Genomic DNA, 17,069 nt, shown 5'->3' on the forward strand with positions numbered 1-17,069 from the left:
CACGAGGAGCACACCATGTCTGATACTCGGGACCTGCGCGTGGCCGTGCTGGGCGTCGGCGTCATGGGTGCCGATCACGTCGACCGGATCAACAGGCGGATCAGCGGCGCGCGGGTCACGGTGATCAGCGACGCCTCCGCGGAACGGGCCGCGGAGGTCGGGGCGAGCGCATCGGATGCGCAACTGGTGACCGATCCGTTCGAGGCGATCGCCGTCGAGGACGTGGACGCGGTCCTGCTCGCCACGCCGAGCGCGGCGCACGCCGAGCAGGCACTCGCCTGCGTGAACGCGGGCAAGCCGGTGCTCTGCGAGAAGCCGTTGGCCACCGATGCCGAGGGTGCACTCGAGATCGCCAGGCGGGAAGCGGAACTCGGTCGGCGGCTCGTGCAGGTCGGGTTCATGCGCCGCTTCGACCACGAGCACGAGCGGCTCAAGTCGCTGATCGATGCCGGCGAGCTCGGCCAGCCCCTCGTGATGCATTGCGTGCACCGGAACCCGGCGGTGCCGCCGCGGTGCGACAGCGCGACGGTGATCTGGAACTCGGTGGTGCACGAGATCGACGCGACGCGGTACCTGCTCGGCGAGGAGATCATGGCGATCACCGTGCTGCGACCGACGCCGAGCTCCCATGCGGCGGAAGGACTTCAGGATCCGCAGCTGGTGATCCTCGAAACCGAGACCGGTCGGATGGTGGACATCGAGGTCTTCGTCACGAGCGGCGTCGGCTACGAGGTCCGGACCGAGGTCGTCGGTGAGCGGGGCAGCGCGATGATCGGCCTCGACGTCGGGCTGGTGCGGCGGACCGACCCCGGCAGGTGGGGCGGTCAGATCACTCCCGGCTTCCTGGAGCGGTTCGGTCAGGCCTACGACAGCGAGGTCCAGCGCTGGGTGGACGCCGTCCGGGCAGGCGGCGGATCCGGCGACTGCGTCGACGGCCCCGGCGCCTGGGACGGGTATGCCGCCGCCGCGGTGTGTGCGGCCGGGATCCGGTCGCTGGAGACCTGGGACCGGATCGAGGTGGACATGGTGCCCCGCTCGACCGTCGACGCGTCAGCGAGGGTCGAGCCCGAGCAGTCCGAGTAGTCGGTCCTGGAGCGGGGCATCGTCGGGGACGGTCACTTCCGGCCCGTACACCTCGATCCCAGGGCCGAACGCGCCCGGCGTCCGGCACTTCTCCATCAGGTCGGCCGGGATCGCCAGGGCGCTCGACCAGAGCCGGGCGACGTCCCCGGGATCCATCGCATCGTCCTGACCGGTCGCGCGGGCGAGGTCCCATCCGTGCAGCACCAGATCATCGCTCAGGACCTCGTCGATCTGCTGCTCGACCGACATCTGTCCGGTCGGGGTGTCGCACTCGGTTTCGGCCAGCTCCGGGGAGTCGAGGACCGCCTGGACATCGACGCGGGCCGCCAGGAAGGCCGCGAGCGGATCGTCACCGACCGAGGGCGCCGGGCTGAGGTCGCGGTGGACCGGTCGCAGCATGGCCGCGTGCATGGCGACGATGTGCGCCACCACGTCACGGGCCGTCCAGGCCGCGCACGGGGACTGCTCGGACCACTGCCCAGGTCGAACGGCGGCGATCTTCTGCTCAAAGGCCTCCGCACGGCGGCGGTAGCGATCGGCGATCTGGTTCATGGCGGCGGTCACGCTGTCTCGGCGCCCGACCCCAGCCGGGGAAAAGGTTCGGTGGAGAACACGACCTCCACCGACACCTCGAAGTACGCCGCGATCCGCAGCGCCAGGTGCAGGCTGGGACTGTATTCACCGCGTTCGAGGTAGCCAACGGTCTGATAGTGAACCCCGAGCGCCTCGGCCAGCTCCCGCCGCGAGATGCCCCGCTCGGCACGGAGCATCGCGATGCGGTTGTAGATGACCTCAGAAGGCACGCTGCATCGCCTTTTCCCGCCGCGCGGCCATGCTCGATCCCGATTCGTGACGTGCCATGCGTCGCAACACTACCGGCGCGATCAGCAGGCCCGCGACCGCCCAAACGCCCAGCACCGCCGCGGTCTCGAGGTGCCGCCAGGACTGGTCGATCTCGATCGCGACCGCTTCGTCGGGCAGCAACGCCGAACGCATACCGAGGCCGAGCCAGTACATGGGGAACGCCTGGCCGACAGCTTGCAGCCAGCCCGGCAGCGCGGTGATCGGGTAGAAGATGCCCGAGATTGCGATCAACCCCATCAACGGCATCGTCAGCAGGAAGGCCGACCGCGTGTCGAGCACACTGCCCAGGATCGCGCCGACCGGCAGCACGGCCAGCAGACCCAGCGCCACCACCCACACGAAGGTCGCCACCGCGCCCGAACCGGACAGCGACGAGCCGCCAATGATCGCCATGCCGACACCGAGCACGATGAACACCTGCACGATCACCGATCCGGCGGTGGCCACGATCTTGCCGACGAAGTAACCGACCATGCCCTTCGGCACCGCCTTGGCGCGCAACAGGGTGCCGTCCTCTCGGTCCAGCACGAGCACGTTGAGCAGCGCGTACATGCCGTTGAACGCGATGATGCTGCCGAGCAGACCCGGCACGGCCAGCTCGGCGACGGACAGCCCGCTGTCCCCGTACATCCGGTTGCGCAGCAGGAACAGCACGCCGAGCGCGATGGCAGGAGTGAGGAACTGGCCGATCAGGTCGGGGCCGTTGGTGTACAGCTGCCGCAGCTCGATTCCGCCGCGGGCGAGACCGGCACGGGTGGCAGTGGCGCTCATCGGGTGACCTCCGCGAGGGTGTGGACGGGCTCGGTCGCTTCGCCGGACTCGGCGCGCCGGACCAGGGTCATGTAGGTGTCTTCCAGCGAGGCGCGGCGCACCTCGAGGTCGCCGATGCTCTCGCCGTGCTGCTTGAAAAGCTCGTGCACGAACTTGGTCGACTCGGTGGTGGTGTGGACGAAACGCTGACCGTCCTCGGTCCAGCTCACCTGGGCCTCGCCCGCGATCGACCGGGCCAGCTCGTCGGGCGAGCCGTCGGCGATGATCCGGCCGCCTGCCAGGATCAGGATCCGGTCGGCCAGGATCTCGGCCTCGTCGAGATCGTGCGTGGTCAGCAGGACGGTGGTGTCCTCGAGGTCGGCGAGCCGGTGCACCAGATCGTGGAAGTCGCGCCGTGCGGCCGGGTCGAAGCCCGCGGTCGGCTCGTCCATGAACAGCACCTCGGGCCTGCCGACGACACCGATCGCCACATCCAGCCTGCGCCGTTGGCCACCCGACAGCGAGGAGATCTTGGCCTCGGCCTGCTCGGTGAGGCCGACAAGCGCGATGAGTTCGTCGGTGTCCCATGGCCGTTGGACCCGAGCGGTGGAATAGGGGCGGTAGTACGCGCCGAGATGGGCGAGCAGCTCCCGCACCCGCCACTTCGCGTGGTCGCGCCAGGATTGCAGGACGACGCCGATCTTGGCGCGCCAGTGTTCGTCGCCGTGTTCCGGGTCGACACCGAGGACGGCGACGCGCCCCGCCGAGCGTCCGCGGAAGCCCTCCAGGATCTCGATGGTGGTGGTCTTGCCCGCCCCGTTGGGGCCGAGCATGACCAATACCTCACCGCGCCGCGCCTGGAATGTCACGTCACGCAGAACCTCAGTGGTGTCGTACTGCATGCGCAGCGTGTCGACATCGAGAACAACCCCATTGTCCGAAGCCATGAACCCTCCCAATCATCAGCCTTCGATGATTTGTAGCATACCTACTACATATTGAGGCAGCAATACTTCACCGGCACTTCTTCGGGCTGAGCCGGCGAGACCGCGAATCTCGGGTCCGGCTAGGAGATCTCGTCGCGGAGCGAGCGCTCCCGCGCCTGCTTCGCACGCTCGACGAAGGCGGTGAAGGCCGGGATCTGCGCGGCAGGCACCGTGAACGGCAACACCTGGAACGGCACGCTCACCCCCGTGGTCTTGAGCTCCACCTTCCAGTCGGCGCCCGAGGGGACGACGTGTACCTCCAGGAGCTCCGCGTGCACGAAGAAGATCCCCGGCGCGAATCTGGGTGTCGCGATGGTGACGATGTCGCCGTCGAGCGTCAGCAGAATGTCCCCGTCGATGCGCACCCGGTGCCGGTTCGTGGTCATGGCGCTCATTCGAGCACGACCTCGACCGGAACGGCCGGTCTCGACCCGATTCGGTCACGGGCCGGTGCGGAGACTTGGACCCCGGGCACCGGGTCGAATACCCTGCCTCCTCGATGAACGCGCCCGCACGAGCCCTGACCGCACTGGCCGCCGTCGCCTCGATCGCCCTGGTCGGCGCGCCGGCGGTTGCGCAGCCCGCCCCCGCTCCTCCGGACTCGAGCACGACCACCACCACGCCGTTCACCACCCCGAACACCGACAACTGCCCGCAGCGCAATTCCCCGCCGCAGGCCATCGACCTCTCCGAGGTGCCCGCGCCAGGACAGACCGCGCCCGCCGCGCTGCCCGTTCCCGCCCGGCCGATCGGCGGCGCCCGCCTCGGCGAGTGCGGCGCCGTAGCCCCCGACGGCGCACCCGGCCTGCCCGCCGAGATCTCCGCGACCGGGTGGGTGCTCGCCGACCTCGACTCGGGCGCCGTGATCGCGGCCAAGGATCCGCACGGCCGCTACCGCCCCGCGAGCACCATCAAGGTGCTCCTCGCGATCCTCGCCCTGCGCGAACTCGACCTCGACACCACCATCACCGCCACCGCCGACGACGCGAACGCCGAGGGCAGCGCGGTCGGCCTCGGCAAGGACGGCCGGTACACCAATCGCCAGCTCATGCAGGGCCTGGTGATGGCGTCGGGCAACGACGCCGCACACGCACTCGCCGCGCAGCTCGGCGGCGACGAGCGCACCGTCGAGAAGATGAACGAACTGGCCCGCTCGCTCGGCGCCCTGGACACCCGCACCGCCACCCCGTCCGGACTGGACGGGCCCGGAATGTCCAGCTCCGCCTACGATCTCGCGGTCATCTTCCGTGAGGCCATGCGGGACAAGACCTTCGCCGATTTCATCCACACCGAGTCGGTACCGTTCCCGGGATTCCCGAAGGACCCCACCGACCCGGAGGACAAGGACCACCCCGGGTTCATCCTCGCCAACGACAACAAGCTGCTCTACAACTACGACGGCGCGATCGGGGGCAAGACCGGGTACACCGACGACGCCAGGCAGACCTTCGTCGGTGCCGCCGAGCGCAACGGCCGAACGCTCGTGGTGACCCTGATGGCGGCCGACGTCAAGCCGATCCGCCCGTGGGAGCAGGCCGCCCGACTCCTCGACTACGGTTTCGCGCTCCCGGCGTCGGAATCTGTCGGCACCCTGGCCGACTCGGCCGAGGCGCAGACTGCGGCGCCGGTGACACTGGCCGCACCACCCACGGGGCCGGTCGGCGGTCCGACCGCCGCGGCCGCGCCCTCCGACTCCACTTCCGGGGTGTCGAGAACTGCTGTCGCGGTGGTCGGTTCGGCGATCGTCGGCATGCTGCTCGTGGCGGCCGCGCGGCTCCGACGGCGCCGCTGACCGGCCGGCACCGAACGTCAGTCGCGGTGCCTGCGCCTGCGTATCAATCCGCCGAGTCCGACCGCCGCCGCCGCGCCCACCCCGACCAATGCGAGGGCCTCGGACATCGTCGGCCCCCTCGCCGGCGCCTCCTTCACCTCGATGATCGCCGGATCAGGCGGCGGCACAAACGCCTTCACCTCGTTCTCGTGCGCCGTCGCCGCCCACGCCGTGGAGAAGAGCACCAACCGCGCGGTGAAGTAGATGAACACCAGGAGGCCGATGATCGGGCCGAAGGTGGAGCCTGCCGGCCCGTTGGTGACCGCCCTCAGGTAGATCACGCCCAGCCGCTTGAAGACCTCGAACCCGACCGCAGCGAACAGCGCCGCCTTCGCCGCGCTGCGGAGGGTGATCGGCTCGCGGGGCAACCGGGCGATGACCCAGACGAACAGTGCCCACGTCGCCACCACGGCGAGCACGCTCGACAGGAGTCGCACCAGGGTCCCGACCCAGCCGATGTCGTCGATGCCGAGCCATTCCAGGACCCGCCCTGTGGTGCTGCCCTCGCCGATCATGGACAGACCCACCGAAACGACCAGGGCGAGTAGCAGACCCACCAGCTTCGCGAGATCCTTCAGCTTGGTGCGCAGGAACCCCGAGCTCGGATGGCGCTGGTCCCACATCGCGCTGAGCGCCTCGCGCAGGTTCGCCATCCAACCGAGGCCCGAGTACGCGGCGACGATCAGACCGATGACACCCACCGTGGTTCGCGCGGCAATCGCGGCATCGATCAGCTGGTTGATCTGGTCACCCAGGTTGCCCGGCATCGCCTTGCTGACCGCCTCGTGAATCGAGGTGAGCAGCTCGGGATGTCCGACCAGGATGAAACCGGTGGCCGCGAAGGCGACCATCAACAGCGGGAACAGCGCGAACACGCTGAAATAGGTGATGCCGGCCGCGAAGTAGTCGCCCTTCTGCGCCTGGTACCGCCCGCCCGCCCGGATCAGGTGATCAAGCCACGGCCGTGCCGCACGTAGACGCTCGAGAAGCGCTTTGACGTCCGGCACCGCGGATCACCCCTTGTATGGCAGGAACCCCACCTTGTCATACACCGTCGCCAGAGTCCGCTCGGACACCTCGCGGGCCCGCTGCGCGCCCGCCTCCAGGATGCGGTCCAGCTCGGCCGGGTCGGCCATGTACGCGTCGACCTTGGCACGCAGCGGGGTCACGAACTCCACCAGCACCTCGGCCGTGTCGGACTTCAGGTCGCCGTAGCCCTTGCCCTCGTAACCCTTTACCAGGTCCTCGACGCTCGTGCCGGACAGCGCGGACTGAATGGTCAGCAGGTTGCTCACGCCCGGCTTGTTCTCCCGGTCGAAGCGGATCTCGCGCTCGTTGTCGGTGACGGCGGACTTGATCTTCTTCGCCGACACCTTCGGGTCGTCGAGCAGGTTGATCAGCCCGGCGGCCGACGCAGCCGACTTGCTCATCTTCGACGTGGGGTCCTGCAGGTCGTAGATCTTCGAGGTGCCCTTGATCATCTGCGCCTCGGGGATCACGAACGCCTTGCCGAACCGGGTGTTGAACCGCTGCGCCAGGTCGCGCGCCATCTCCAGGTGCTGGCGCTGATCCTCGCCGACCGGGACCCGATGCGGGCGATACAGCAGGATGTCGGCGGCCATCAGCACCGGATACGTGAACAGACCCACCGTCGCGGACTCGGTGCCCTGCTTGGCGGACTTGTCCTTGAACTGAGTCATCCGGCTCGCCTCACCGAAGCCGGTGATGCAGTTCAGCACCCACGCGAGCTGCGCATGCTCGGGCACCTGGCTCTGCACGAACAGCGTCGACCGATCCGGGTCGATGCCGAGCGCCAGCAGCTGGGCGGCGGCGATCTTCGTGCGGCGCCGCAGCTCCTTGGGCTCCTGCGGAACCGTGATCGCGTGCAGGTCGGGGATGAAGTAGAAGGCGTCGAAATCGTCCTGCAGGGGAACCCACTGCTGCAGCGCCCCGAGAAAATTGCCGAGGTGGAACGAGTCGGCGGTGGGCTGGATGCCCGAGAGCACCCGCTGCCGGGCGGCGGTGCCTGGCGCGGCGGGGGCGGTGTTCACCGGGGCGGTGTCCGATGACGGTGCGGACGGCGACGATGCGGAACTCGACATGGCCCCGATCCTTTCATGCCCGGTCACCCGCCTCGAATTCGATCAGGGCTCCACCCATGCGAGCTCCCCGCCCGCCGACGTCCAGCGTCGGGCCAACGCGCTCGCCGACGGCCGATCTGCCTGCAGGATGACCCGCAGCAGGCCGTCGGTCCTGTCCCTCGCGCCGTCCTCGACGGCGTCGACGAACCAGCCCAGCTCCCCCGGCTCGTCGACCAGTAGCTCCCCCGCGTCGCGGACCATCAGCACCAGTCCAGGCGACTCGCCCAACCAGTCGTCGGCGTCACGCAGGCACTCGTCGAAGGCGTCCTTGTTGGCGCCGAAGTAGTACGGGAACTGCAGGGCCGCGGCGAACTCGTCGAACAGGGCGTCGGTCGTCCGCATCTTCGCGGCGCGCACCACCCGCACCGTGTAACCACGCTCGGACAGCGCGTACGCGAGGGTGTCGCCGACCGGCGCGGATCCGGTCAGCATGCCTGCCACCGGACCGGTTCGTTCGGTGATGAATCCGTCCACCGTTGTCATCAGCGCATCCTCACAAACGTCGTGTAGTGATCACCGGTGTACCAGGCCGAACCGTCACTACCGGTGACGATGCGCTGCGCGTCCCTCGGTTTTCCGCGCTGCTTCGGGTTCACGTCCCACTCGCGATAGCTGACGGGGCGACCCGAGGCGTCCGCGGTCGGTAGCTGCCGCTCCCTGTTACCGAAGCGTTCGCCGCCCTTGGTACCCGGAGCCCCTGCCGAGTCCGGCCAGGTGCCGTCGTCGATCGCCCGCAGGGTCGCCACGGCTGCCGCGGGGACACCGGGTGGCGCGTCGGAGCCGGGCGCGTCGCCGCCGCGCGTCAGCAGCAACCCCGCCACGACGGCGACGAGCACCAGGACGGCCGCCGCGATGACGCTGCGGGACCGTGCGGACAGCGATCTAGTGGACATTGACCCGCTCCCTCAGCCGGACCATCGACGGCGGCGCCCACCAGTTGGCCTCGCCCATCAGCTTCACCAGCGCGGGCACCAGCAGCATCCGGACCACGGTGGCGTCGATGATCAGCGCGACGATCATCCCGACCCCGATGAATCGCATGACGGACAGGTCGGAAAGGGTGAACGCGCCGGTCACCAGGATCAACAGGGTCGCGGCCGCGGTGACCACCCGCCCGGTCTTGGCCGCGCCGATGCGCACGGCCTCCTCGGTGCTTGCGCCGTCCCGCCTGGCCTCGACCATCCGCGAGATCAGGAACACCTCGTAGTCGGTGGAGAGGCCGAACACCATCGCGATGATCAGCACGACCATCCCCGAGATCAACGGGCCAGGGGTGACGTTCAGCAACCCCGTCAGGTGCCCGTCGTAGAAGATCCAGGTGAGGATGCCGAAGGTCGCGCCAAGGCTCAGCGCGGCCATCAGCACCGCCTTGATCGGCAGCACGATCGACCCGAACGCGAAGAACATCAGCACCAGCGTCGCGATCACCATCACCGCGATCATCACCGGCAGATAGTGCAGGACCGAGTTCACGCTGTCGACGGACAACGCGGTGATCCCGCCCAGGAGCAATTCGGTGCCTGCGGGCGCCTCGATCCCGTCGAGCCTGCGGACGGTGTCGACCGCGGCGACCGACCGGTCCGGGTCCTCGAGCACCGCGCGGATCGCGACCATGCCGTCGGCGGTGCCGAGGGTGATCGCCTGCTGGACGCCATCGGTCGCGCCGACCGCCCTGCTCACCTCGGCGACCGCGGCGTCGCCGGGCGGTGCACCGTCCTCGCCGCGCACCACGACGGTGGCGCCGCTGCTCGCGATCGGGAACTGCGCGGTGAGCTGTTCCACCGTCGTGCGCGTCTCGTTGCCCGGCGGCAGCGCGGTGTGGTCCACATCGCCGAACCGAGTCCCCAAGAGCGGCAAGGTCAACAGCAGCAGCCCGGCCACGATGGTGACGGCGATGACGACCGGCCTGCGCATCACGGCGGTCGCGAGTGCGCCCCAGAAGCGTTGCGCTCGAGCCTCACCCCGCTCGAATGCCCCGCGGCGCCAGGTCAGCGCGTCGATCCGCGGGCCGAGGACGGCGAGCAGCGCGGGCAGCGCCGTCAACGAGAGCGCCGCGGCAAGCGCGACCGCGGCCATCGCGCCGAACCCGAGCGACTTGAGCATCTGCTGCGGGAACACCAGGGTGCCCGCGAACGCGCACAGCAGCAGCACCGCGGAGAACGCGACAGTACGGCCCGCGGAGGCCATCGTCCGGGTGACCGCCTCGTCGGTGTCCGCCCCTGCGGCGAGCTCCTCGCGGTACCGGCTCACGATGAAGAGTCCGTAGTCGATCGCCATGCCGAGCCCGAGCAGCGAGGCGATGTTCACCGAAAACACGCTGACCTCGAGGAACATCGACAACAGGCGCAGCGCGGCCAGCGCGCCGAGCATCGAGAGCGCGCCGATCGCGACCGGGATCGCCGCTCCGACCAGCCCGCCGAAGACCAGCACCAGCACCAGCAGGGTGACCGGCAGCGAGACCATCTCCGCGACCACCAGGTCGCGCTTGGATTCCTTGTTGACCTCGTCCGCGATCGCGCTGAACCCGGACAGCTCGGTGGACACCCCCGGCACGGTCAGCTGCGGTTCGAGTTCCGTGAACGACGCGATCCGCTCGCTCTCGCTCCCCTCCACGAAAACCACTGCCAGCGCCGTGGATCCGTCGCCACTGCGCAACAACGACCGGATCGGGCCCGTCGCGCCCCAGTAGTCCTCGATGGGCTCGGCGAGCAGGCCCCGATCGACCTCCGCGAGGCGAGCCGAGACCGCGGGCCCGATGTCGTCGACGGTCTTGCCGTCGGGGGCACGGTAGATCGCGATGATGTCCGGGCTGCGGATCCCGAAATGCTCGGCCAGCAGCTCGTCGACGAGCGCGGCTTCGCTGGACGGATCGATGTCACCGCCCTGGCTGAGCCGGTCCAGCACACCGGACCCCCACAGCCCCCCGAGGAGCATGGCGCCGACCACGACCGTCAGCACGGCCCAACGGCGCCCCAGCACGAACATTGTCCACCGCGTCACGGTGGAAGACTAGCGGTATCTGACTAGCGATACTGGACGGTGACGGGTGCGTGGTCCGACCACCGCAGGTCGTAGGACGCGGCCCGCTCGACGACGGCCTGCTTCGCCCGCTCAGCGAGCACGGGCGTGGAGACCTGGTAGTCGATCCGCCAGCCCGAGTCGTTGTCGAATGCCTTGCCGCGGTAGGACCACCAGGTGTAGGGCCCCTCCAGGTCCGGGTGCAGCCGGCGCATCACGTCGACCCAGCCGAGCTCGCCGAACACCGAACCCATCCACTCACGCTCGTTCGGCAGGAAGCCGGAGTTCTTCTTGTTCCCCTTGTGGTTCTTCAGGTCCAGCTCGGTGTGCGCGATGTTCCAGTCGCCGCACACCACCACGTGCCGGTCCGCCCGCTCGGCCGCCGCTGCGGTCGCGGCCAGATACGGCCCGAAGGATCCGAGGAACCGTTCCTTCTCCGCCTGCCGCTCGGTCTCCACCTCGCCGGACGGGAGGTACAGGCTGGCGACCGTGAGGTCGTCGAAGTCCGCCTCGATGTACCGCCCGGCCTCCGCGAACTCCTCGTCCCCGTGCCCGATGCGGACCGCGTCCGCAGGCCTGCGCGAGAGAATCGCCACCCCGTTGCGACCCTTGGCCGACGGCTGCGCGGAGGCCAGGTGCCAGCCCGCCTCGAGCGCGGCGGCCAGGGTCGTGGTCAGCTGCTTGTCGTCGGCGCGGGTCTCCTGCAGGCAGATGACGTCCGCCTCGGTGGCCTCGATCCACTCCAGCATGCCTTTCTTGGCTGCGGCGCGGATCCCGTTGACGTTGACGGTGGTGATGATGTGCGGCACGCCCACACGCTAGCGATCCGACGGTGAAATAGCGATGCGCGGCCAGTACGCTGCGTTCATGGTCGCAGCGGCGTCGCCGGTCAAGCGACGGAACCCCGCACTCATCGTCGTGGCCGCGATCGGGATGTTCCTGGTGACCATCGCGGGCCTCGCCGCCTACTTCCTCTGGCCGAGAGGCGATCGCCTCGGCGAGATGGATCTCCGCGCAGCGTCACCCACCCTCGCCGTCGACCTCGCGGCGGGCGACGAACTGAACTTCCGCCTGGACGTGACGGTGGGCACGGCCGGCGGCTACCCGAACAGCTCGAGCGGTCGGAGCAACGCCGTGCACGACGAACTCGAGGCTTCGAAGCTCACCGTCACCCTTTCTCGGGTCGACGGCCCCGGCGACTCCACCACGTGCGGCGCCTACGACGGCAAGGCCACAACGGGTTCGAGCAGTTCCAGCGAAGTCGAGAGCTCTGGGCTCCCGCTCCGCTGCACCCTTGTGGCCGAGACGCCCGGTCGACACACGCTCACGGCTCGCGTCGAATGGGTGCCCGAGGACGTCCGCGAGGCCACGCTCGAGGTGCGGCGAGTCCGATCGGGGGATTGAACGGCCCCGCCCTGCCGTCCACACGCTCGGTTCACGGACGGAGCGCTCAGCGCAGCGGCCGCGCCAGCTCCGCGAGGCCGCCCTGCTCGTCCACCCAGGCCTTGAAGGCGGCCAGCCCCTCGTCCCGGCCCACCATCGGCAGGTAGCCGAGATCGCGCCTGGCCGCGCCGGTGTCGAAGGTCGCGCTGCGCGTCATCAGCGCGATCACGTACCGCGACAGCGGCGGCGACCAGCGCTTCGCGACGTAGGGCACCCGCCAGATCTGCTCCGCGACCGCCACAACAGCGGCCAGTACCCGGGGGTCGGGTCTACGGCTCGGCGGGGCGAACCCGAACATCCGCGACACCACCCCGACGAACTCCCACACGTTCGTGGTCTCGGCGTCGGCGATGTAATACGGCCTGCCCCCGACCTGGTCCGAGCTCGCGGCCCGCACGCACGCGTCGACGATGTTGTCGACGTGGCAGAGCGAGGCGTACACGTCCTTGCCGCCGGAGATGTCCGGCAGGGAGCCCTCGGACGCCTTCGCGAGCAGCCGGACGATCGGACCGGACCGGTCGCCCGCACCCCAGATCGCCCGTGGCCGTAGCGCACAGGTGATCAGGTCGGTGCCGTTCGCCTCCAGCACGAGCCGCTCGGCGGCGGCCTTGGTCTCCGAGTACAGGTTGAGGTACCTGCTCGGGTACGGGATCGTTTCGTCGACGTCGATCTGGTCGCCGCCGTCGTACTCCATCAACGCGCTCGGGCTGGAGATGAACACGAAGCGCGACACCCCGTTTCGGCGGGACGCCTCCAGCAGGTCCGCGGTCGCTCGCACGTTCTCGTCCCAGAACTGTTCGCGGACACCGCGTTCGTCCACCCTTGCGGCGCTGTGGAACACCACGTCCACTCCCCGCGTCGCCTCGACGAGGGAGTCACGGTCGGTGAGGTCGCCGTAGACGAGCGTCAACTTCGAGGTGTCGCCGAGATCGGTGAGGTTGCTGCTGCGGCGCACCAGCACGGAGACGTCCATCTCGCCGTCCCCGACCAGTCGACGGGCGAGCGCGCCACCGAGGAATCCGCTCGCACCGGTCACCAGTGCCCTCACTGGGTCCGCCACCAGGTCGCACCGAGCAGCATCGTCATCGCGGCGATCTTCACATCCGAATGCCCCCGTGCGCGGCCTTCCTTCAGCGCGACCGGAATCTGGGCGGCGTGCGCGCCGACGCTGAGCACCACGTCGATCCACCACAGCGCCCGCGCGACACGGTTGCCGGAGGGCCGGATGAGCCCGGCCACCAGGTAGATCCATCCCAGTACCGGGATGGCACGCAGCAGCATGACCTTCGTACTCATCGTTCCGCCTTCGCCAGTTGCGATGCCGCCCACACCGTCAGTTTCTCGCGCCCGATCTTCGCGTTGTGCCGGATGTCGACCGGGAAACCGGGATGGAAGAGGAAGTCGTGGATCCGCTCCGTGGTGTGGGCCTGCGCTCCGAGCTCGCGCAGTTCCTGCTCGATCCGGGCCCGTTCGCTCTTGCGGACCCCCGGCATCAGCTCGACGCAGAGCACCGGGCGGGTGTCGGACTCGCCTCGCACGCCGACCAGCGCGGTCCGGAACACCTCGGGAACGGTGTTGAAGATCTGCTCGCACTGGACGGTGAACAGTTCGCCCTCCGCGGTGCGGATCCGCTGACTCTTGCGCCCGCAGAACCAGATCCGGCCGCCTTCGTCGATCCAGCCCAGGTCGCCGGTCCGGTGCCAGATCCGGTCGCCGTCCCTGATCTTGCCGAGCGCGTTCGCCTCCTCCGGCCAGGCGTAGCTGGTGCTCACATTCGGCCCGGCCACCACGATCTCGCCGATCCCGCCCGCGGCCGCCTCGTCGGACCTGGTCGGTATCGGGTCGTCGGTGATGCCGACGACCCTCGCCTCGAGGCCGAGCGCCGGTCGTCCGATACACGTTCCCGCCCCGGCGTGGGCGCGGGCGACGAACTCGCCGAGCAGCTCGCGCGATTCGATCGCGGACATCGGCAGCGCCTCCGTCGACCCGTATCCGGCGGTCACCTCGGCCTCGGGGGGCAGGATGGTGCGCAGCGCCGCGATGGCGTGGTCCGGTACCGGCGCACCGCCGGAGAAGATGGACCGCACGGACGGCAGCCGCACGTCGTGCGCCTGCGCGTGCCGCACCAGCGGCACCAGCACGGCGGGCGAGGCGAACATCGTCCGGATGTCGAACCGGTGGATCGCGTCGACCACGTGCGCGGGATCCGTCGAGCCCACCTCCCCCGGCACGATCGGCGGCAGCACGCAGCGGGAGCCGAGCATCAGGTCGAGCACCCCGAAGATCGGCAGCGTGATCAGGGATGTCTCAGGCGGCACCCGCTTGCGGGCGTCGTCGACCTGGTCCAGCATCGCGGCGAGATTGCCATGGGTGAGATTGACGGCCTTGGCCGGTCCGGTACTGCCGGTGGTGAAGGCGATCATCATCACCTCGTCGGCAGGCGCCTCCTGACTCTCGACCACCGGCCGGTCCGGCGTCCGGCCCCAGGCACGAAGGGAGTGGCCGCCCCACAGCTTGCGCCCGACGGTGACCTTGACGCCGACCGTCGCGAACGACGAACGGAACACCAGCCGCAGCAGGTGCGCCTTCGAGATGCCGATGAAGGCCTGCGGGGAAACGGATTTCAGGCAGGTGAGCATCGGACGCAGACCCATGCCCGGATCGATCACGACGGGCACCGCCGCCACCTTCAGCAAGCCGATCATGATGGCGTAGAACTCGGGCCCCGGGGTGACCAGCAGCAGTGTCCGCACCCCGCGCCGGATCCCGATCGCCTCGAACCGCTGGGCGAGCAGATCGGACCAGTCGTCGAGCTCCCGATAGGTCAGCCGCCCGTACGTCGGGACTCCCGCCTCGCCCTTACCGTCCGGATGGATCACCGCCTCCAGATCCGGATGCGCCCGCGCCATCGCCCTGATCCGTTCGACCGATCCGCAGTGCGCCGAGGGACGGGCTGGCACCGCAGTCGTGATCGTCGCCCTGCTCACGCCGCCGGTGCCAGCCGGTACACGGTGGCGGCAGCGCTCGGTCCTGCGCCCGCGGCCACGAACAGCACGGTGTCGTAGCCGGCCAGGATCGCCTCGTCGACCTGGTGATACGCGGCCGTCAGCGCGGCGGTGTGCGCGTCGCCCTCCACCGCACCGCTACCGATCACCGCCTCCGGAGCGATGCCGAGCCGCGCGGCCAGCGCGGCCGGGAACCCCGGGGTCGGCCGCGAGCTGATCAGGGCGGCCCGAGACAGGTCCAGCCCGCCCTCGTGCGCTCCGATCGCCTTGCCCGCCGCGACACCCGCAACCTCGAGCAGACGCTCCTCGAATCCGTCCTCGCGCTCCACGGTCACGAGCGAGCGGCCGTGTACGCCCATCTCCGCGGTGTTGGCGAACCCCCTCGTCGCCGGGGTCCCGTCCAGCTCCGCCACGTGGACGGGACCGAATCCCGATGGGGTGTCGGTCTTCTCGAGGAGCATCGCCGCCCCCGCCGTGACGAACGGGAAGTCCGCGGCGGGCCTGCGTCGCTGGAGCGAGGGGTGCGTGTCCCCGGAGACGACGAGAACGTACTGCGCACTGTCGGTTTCGAGCAGGGCGGTGGCCACCTGTACCGCGTTGAGCACACCACAGGCCCCGTTCATCAGGTCGAACGAGAACGACCTGTTCGAGCCCTCCGGATACTCGAGGCCGATTCCCGCCTCCCGCTGGATCAGCGCCGCGATGGCGGGCTCGAACAGGTTCGAGTCGCGGTAGACGCCGGTGTTGATGAGCACGTCCACCTGCTCGGGCTCGACGCCTGCACTGCGCATGGCGCCGCGCGCCGCGCGAGCCGAATGCTCGATCGCGCTCGTCGTCGCCGTGGCCACGCTCATCCCGGTTGACTTGATCGAGATACCCATGTTGCTCAGACCTCCAGGGACGTGATCGTGGCGGACACGTAGCCGGTGACGATGCCGGATGCCGCAGGAACCATCAGGATCTTCGACCCCTTCGGGACCGCCTTGTCCTTCAGGTGGTCGTGCAGCACGATGAAATGCGAAGTGCTGGAAGTATTGCCGTACTTCTCCACCACGTTGAGCGCAGGCGGCATCGGGGTGCCGAACTCCTTCTCGCCGAGCGCGTTCATGTAGACCACGGCCGAGGCGCCGAACTGATGGTGGATGACGAAATCGAACTCCTCGTCGGCGAAGGTCTGGCCGCGGGCCGCCAGGAACTCCCGCTGCGCGTTCGTCCACAGCAGGAACCGTGATTCGTTGTGCATCTTGCGGTTGTCGGTGTACAGCGCGATGCCAGGCGACTGGTCACTCGGCATGCCCATGCACAGGTCGGAGTACTCCGACGCCGTCATCAGCTCGATGTAGTCGATCTTGTCGGCGTCGTCGACGGATCGGTCCATGATCACGGCCGCACCCGAATCACCAACGGACAGCGAGGCGAACTGCAGGTCGTACTTCTCCGAGATCTCCCGCACCGCGGTCTCCGAGATCGGCGTGATGTGCTCGCCGCTCACGACCATCCCGTTGCGGACCGCACCGGAGCGGATCATCCGGTCGAGCACGTAGACGCCACTGAGCATCCCCGCGCACGCGTTGGACAGATCGAAATGGATGGCGCCCTCGGTGCCGAGCTCCTTACCGAGCATCGAAGCGAAGGACGGCTCCAGGTACATGAAGTCCCTGTCCTTGCTCCGCGAGATCGAGGTCGAGATGATCACATCGAGATCGCCCGCCTCGTAGCTCGAGCGGGACAGCGCATCACGGGCGGCGTTGCACGCCAGCGTGAACGAATCCTCGTAGTTGTCCGCGCTCGAGTCGTACACCCGGCGGTCCACCACCCCGGTGATCGCCTCGAGATCGAAACTCGGCGGCACCGCGAGCTTGGCGAGCAGGTCCTTCGTGCTGAGCACCGCGGACGGGAGGTACGCGCCTATCGATTCGAACCTCGACTTGGTCATCTTGGATCCTCT

19 protein-coding genes are annotated in these 17,069 nt (G+C 69.0%); 3 read left to right on the forward strand and 16 right to left on the reverse strand.

The genetic code is table 11. The features are described 5' to 3' along the window. Positions 1-15 precede the first annotated feature (15 nt). Positions 16-1,083: a Gfo/Idh/MocA family protein gene (locus RM1_RS21275; RefSeq protein WP_072753674.1), complete on the forward strand. Its 1,068-nt coding sequence runs from the start codon at positions 16-18 to the stop codon at positions 1,081-1,083. Here RM1_RS21275 and RM1_RS21280 read toward each other — a convergent pair. The 5 genes from RM1_RS21280 to RM1_RS21300 form a co-directional block, all read right to left on the reverse strand. Next, positions 1,051-1,647 (reverse strand): TIGR03086 family metal-binding protein, encoded by a 597-nt coding sequence (locus RM1_RS21280; protein ID WP_245816525.1) that lies wholly within the window; start codon positions 1,645-1,647, stop codon positions 1,051-1,053. The two genes, RM1_RS21275 and RM1_RS21280, sit on opposite strands and share 33 nt — an antisense overlap. Then, positions 1,644-1,886 carry a helix-turn-helix transcriptional regulator gene (locus tag RM1_RS21285; protein ID WP_072753675.1) on the reverse strand — a complete coding sequence of 81 codons (243 nt, stop codon included), beginning with the start codon at positions 1,884-1,886 and terminating at the stop codon, positions 1,644-1,646. Before RM1_RS21285 ends, RM1_RS21280 begins: the two co-directional genes overlap by 4 nt. Then, positions 1,876-2,718 carry an ABC transporter permease gene (locus RM1_RS21290; protein WP_072753676.1) on the reverse strand — a complete coding sequence of 281 codons (843 nt, stop codon included), beginning with the start codon at positions 2,716-2,718 and terminating at the stop codon, positions 1,876-1,878. Before RM1_RS21290 ends, RM1_RS21285 begins: the two co-directional genes overlap by 11 nt. Further along, a complete protein-coding gene (locus RM1_RS21295; protein ID WP_072753677.1) occupies positions 2,715-3,644 on the reverse strand; it encodes an ABC transporter ATP-binding protein in 930 nt (309 codons plus the stop codon). The genes RM1_RS21290 and RM1_RS21295 overlap by 4 nt, the downstream gene beginning before the upstream one ends. Before the next feature lie 119 nt (positions 3,645-3,763). Then, positions 3,764-4,069 carry a hypothetical protein gene (locus RM1_RS21300; RefSeq protein WP_143069512.1) on the reverse strand — a complete coding sequence of 102 codons (306 nt, stop codon included), beginning with the start codon at positions 4,067-4,069 and terminating at the stop codon, positions 3,764-3,766. Positions 4,070-4,182: 113 nt separating this feature from the next. Between RM1_RS21300 and RM1_RS21305 the strand changes: the two genes are divergently transcribed. Beyond that, positions 4,183-5,475: a D-alanyl-D-alanine carboxypeptidase family protein gene (locus RM1_RS21305; RefSeq protein WP_072753679.1), complete on the forward strand. Its 1,293-nt coding sequence runs from the start codon at positions 4,183-4,185 to the stop codon at positions 5,473-5,475. Between the two features lie 17 nt (positions 5,476-5,492). Here RM1_RS21305 and yhjD read toward each other — a convergent pair whose 3' ends face one another. From yhjD to RM1_RS21335, 6 genes are read right to left on the reverse strand one after another with little or no spacing between them, the layout of a single operon-like run. Beyond that, positions 5,493-6,521, reverse strand: coding sequence for an inner membrane protein YhjD (gene yhjD, locus RM1_RS21310; protein ID WP_072753680.1), 1,029 nt, complete (start codon positions 6,519-6,521; stop codon positions 5,493-5,495). 6 nt (positions 6,522-6,527) lie between these two features. After that, positions 6,528-7,616, reverse strand: a complete 1,089-nt coding sequence (gene trpS / locus RM1_RS21315; protein ID WP_072753681.1) for a tryptophan--tRNA ligase — start codon at positions 7,614-7,616, stop codon at positions 6,528-6,530. Between the two features lie 42 nt (positions 7,617-7,658). Further along, a complete protein-coding gene (locus tag RM1_RS21320; RefSeq protein WP_072753682.1) occupies positions 7,659-8,138 on the reverse strand; it encodes a barstar family protein in 480 nt (159 codons plus the stop codon). Continuing rightward, positions 8,138-8,548 (reverse strand): guanyl-specific ribonuclease, encoded by a 411-nt coding sequence (locus tag RM1_RS21325; protein WP_072753683.1) that lies wholly within the window; start codon positions 8,546-8,548, stop codon positions 8,138-8,140. Before RM1_RS21325 ends, RM1_RS21320 begins: the two co-directional genes overlap by 1 nt. Beyond that, on the reverse strand, positions 8,538-10,655 hold the full coding sequence (locus RM1_RS21330; RefSeq protein ID WP_072753684.1) for an MMPL family transporter: 2,118 nt from the start codon (positions 10,653-10,655) through the stop codon (positions 8,538-8,540). Before RM1_RS21330 ends, RM1_RS21325 begins: the two co-directional genes overlap by 11 nt. A 23-nt stretch (positions 10,656-10,678) precedes the next feature. After that, positions 10,679-11,482, reverse strand: a complete 804-nt coding sequence (locus tag RM1_RS21335; RefSeq protein ID WP_027500286.1) for an exodeoxyribonuclease III — start codon at positions 11,480-11,482, stop codon at positions 10,679-10,681. Between the two features lie 58 nt (positions 11,483-11,540). Between RM1_RS21335 and RM1_RS21340 the strand changes: the two genes are divergently transcribed. Further along, positions 11,541-12,077 (forward strand): hypothetical protein, encoded by a 537-nt coding sequence (locus RM1_RS21340; protein WP_143069511.1) that lies wholly within the window; start codon positions 11,541-11,543, stop codon positions 12,075-12,077. Between the two features lie 46 nt (positions 12,078-12,123). On the opposite strand, the gene RM1_RS21345 is transcribed toward RM1_RS21340, so the two are convergent. The 5 genes from RM1_RS21345 to RM1_RS21365 are packed head-to-tail and all read right to left on the reverse strand — an operon-like array spanning position 12,124 to position 17,057. Further along, a complete protein-coding gene (locus RM1_RS21345) occupies positions 12,124-13,176 on the reverse strand; it encodes an NAD-dependent epimerase/dehydratase family protein (RefSeq protein ID WP_245816527.1) in 1,053 nt (350 codons plus the stop codon). Continuing rightward, positions 13,161-13,412, reverse strand: coding sequence for a hypothetical protein (locus tag RM1_RS26620; protein ID WP_027500288.1), 252 nt, complete (start codon positions 13,410-13,412; stop codon positions 13,161-13,163). The genes RM1_RS21345 and RM1_RS26620 overlap by 16 nt, the downstream gene beginning before the upstream one ends. Further along, the gene (locus RM1_RS21355; protein ID WP_369693550.1) at positions 13,409-15,103 is read right to left on the reverse strand and encodes a fatty acid CoA ligase family protein; all 1,695 of its coding nucleotides are present in this window, start codon (positions 15,101-15,103) and stop codon (positions 13,409-13,411) included. The genes RM1_RS26620 and RM1_RS21355 overlap by 4 nt, the downstream gene beginning before the upstream one ends. Continuing rightward, positions 15,100-16,002, reverse strand: coding sequence for a beta-ketoacyl-[acyl-carrier-protein] synthase family protein (locus RM1_RS21360; protein ID WP_072753688.1), 903 nt, complete (start codon positions 16,000-16,002; stop codon positions 15,100-15,102). The genes RM1_RS21355 and RM1_RS21360 overlap by 4 nt, the downstream gene beginning before the upstream one ends. Before the next feature lie 5 nt (positions 16,003-16,007). Beyond that, positions 16,008-17,057: a 3-oxoacyl-ACP synthase III family protein gene (locus tag RM1_RS21365; protein WP_072753689.1), complete on the reverse strand. Its 1,050-nt coding sequence runs from the start codon at positions 17,055-17,057 to the stop codon at positions 16,008-16,010. Between the last annotated feature and the right edge of the window lie 12 nt (positions 17,058-17,069).

The organism is Rhodococcus maanshanensis NBRC 100610, assembly GCF_001894865.1.
Classification (GTDB): domain Bacteria; phylum Actinomycetota; class Actinomycetes; order Mycobacteriales; family Mycobacteriaceae; genus Rhodococcus_G; species Rhodococcus_G maanshanensis.

Coding starts and splice junctions, on each gene's coding strand:
- RM1_RS21275 (WP_072753674.1), top strand. CDS start 16: ATGTCTGATACTCGGGACCTGCGCGTGGCCGTGCTGGGCGTCGGCGTC.
- RM1_RS21290 (WP_072753676.1), bottom strand. CDS start 2,718: ATGAGCGCCACTGCCACCCGTGCCGGTCTCGCCCGCGGCGGAATCGAG.
- RM1_RS21295 (WP_072753677.1), bottom strand. CDS start 3,644: ATGGCTTCGGACAATGGGGTTGTTCTCGATGTCGACACGCTGCGCATG.
- RM1_RS21300 (WP_143069512.1), bottom strand. CDS start 4,069: ATGACCACGAACCGGCACCGGGTGCGCATCGACGGGGACATTCTGCTG.
- RM1_RS21305 (WP_072753679.1), top strand. CDS start 4,183: ATGAACGCGCCCGCACGAGCCCTGACCGCACTGGCCGCCGTCGCCTCG.
- trpS (WP_072753681.1), bottom strand. CDS start 7,616: ATGTCGAGTTCCGCATCGTCGCCGTCCGCACCGTCATCGGACACCGCC.
- RM1_RS21320 (WP_072753682.1), bottom strand. CDS start 8,138: ATGACAACGGTGGACGGATTCATCACCGAACGAACCGGTCCGGTGGCA.
- RM1_RS21325 (WP_072753683.1), bottom strand. CDS start 8,548: ATGTCCACTAGATCGCTGTCCGCACGGTCCCGCAGCGTCATCGCGGCG.
- RM1_RS21340 (WP_143069511.1), top strand. CDS start 11,541: ATGGTCGCAGCGGCGTCGCCGGTCAAGCGACGGAACCCCGCACTCATC.
- RM1_RS26620 (WP_027500288.1), bottom strand. CDS start 13,412: ATGAGTACGAAGGTCATGCTGCTGCGTGCCATCCCGGTACTGGGATGG.
- RM1_RS21360 (WP_072753688.1), bottom strand. CDS start 16,002: ATGGGTATCTCGATCAAGTCAACCGGGATGAGCGTGGCCACGGCGACG.
- RM1_RS21365 (WP_072753689.1), bottom strand. CDS start 17,057: ATGACCAAGTCGAGGTTCGAATCGATAGGCGCGTACCTCCCGTCCGCG.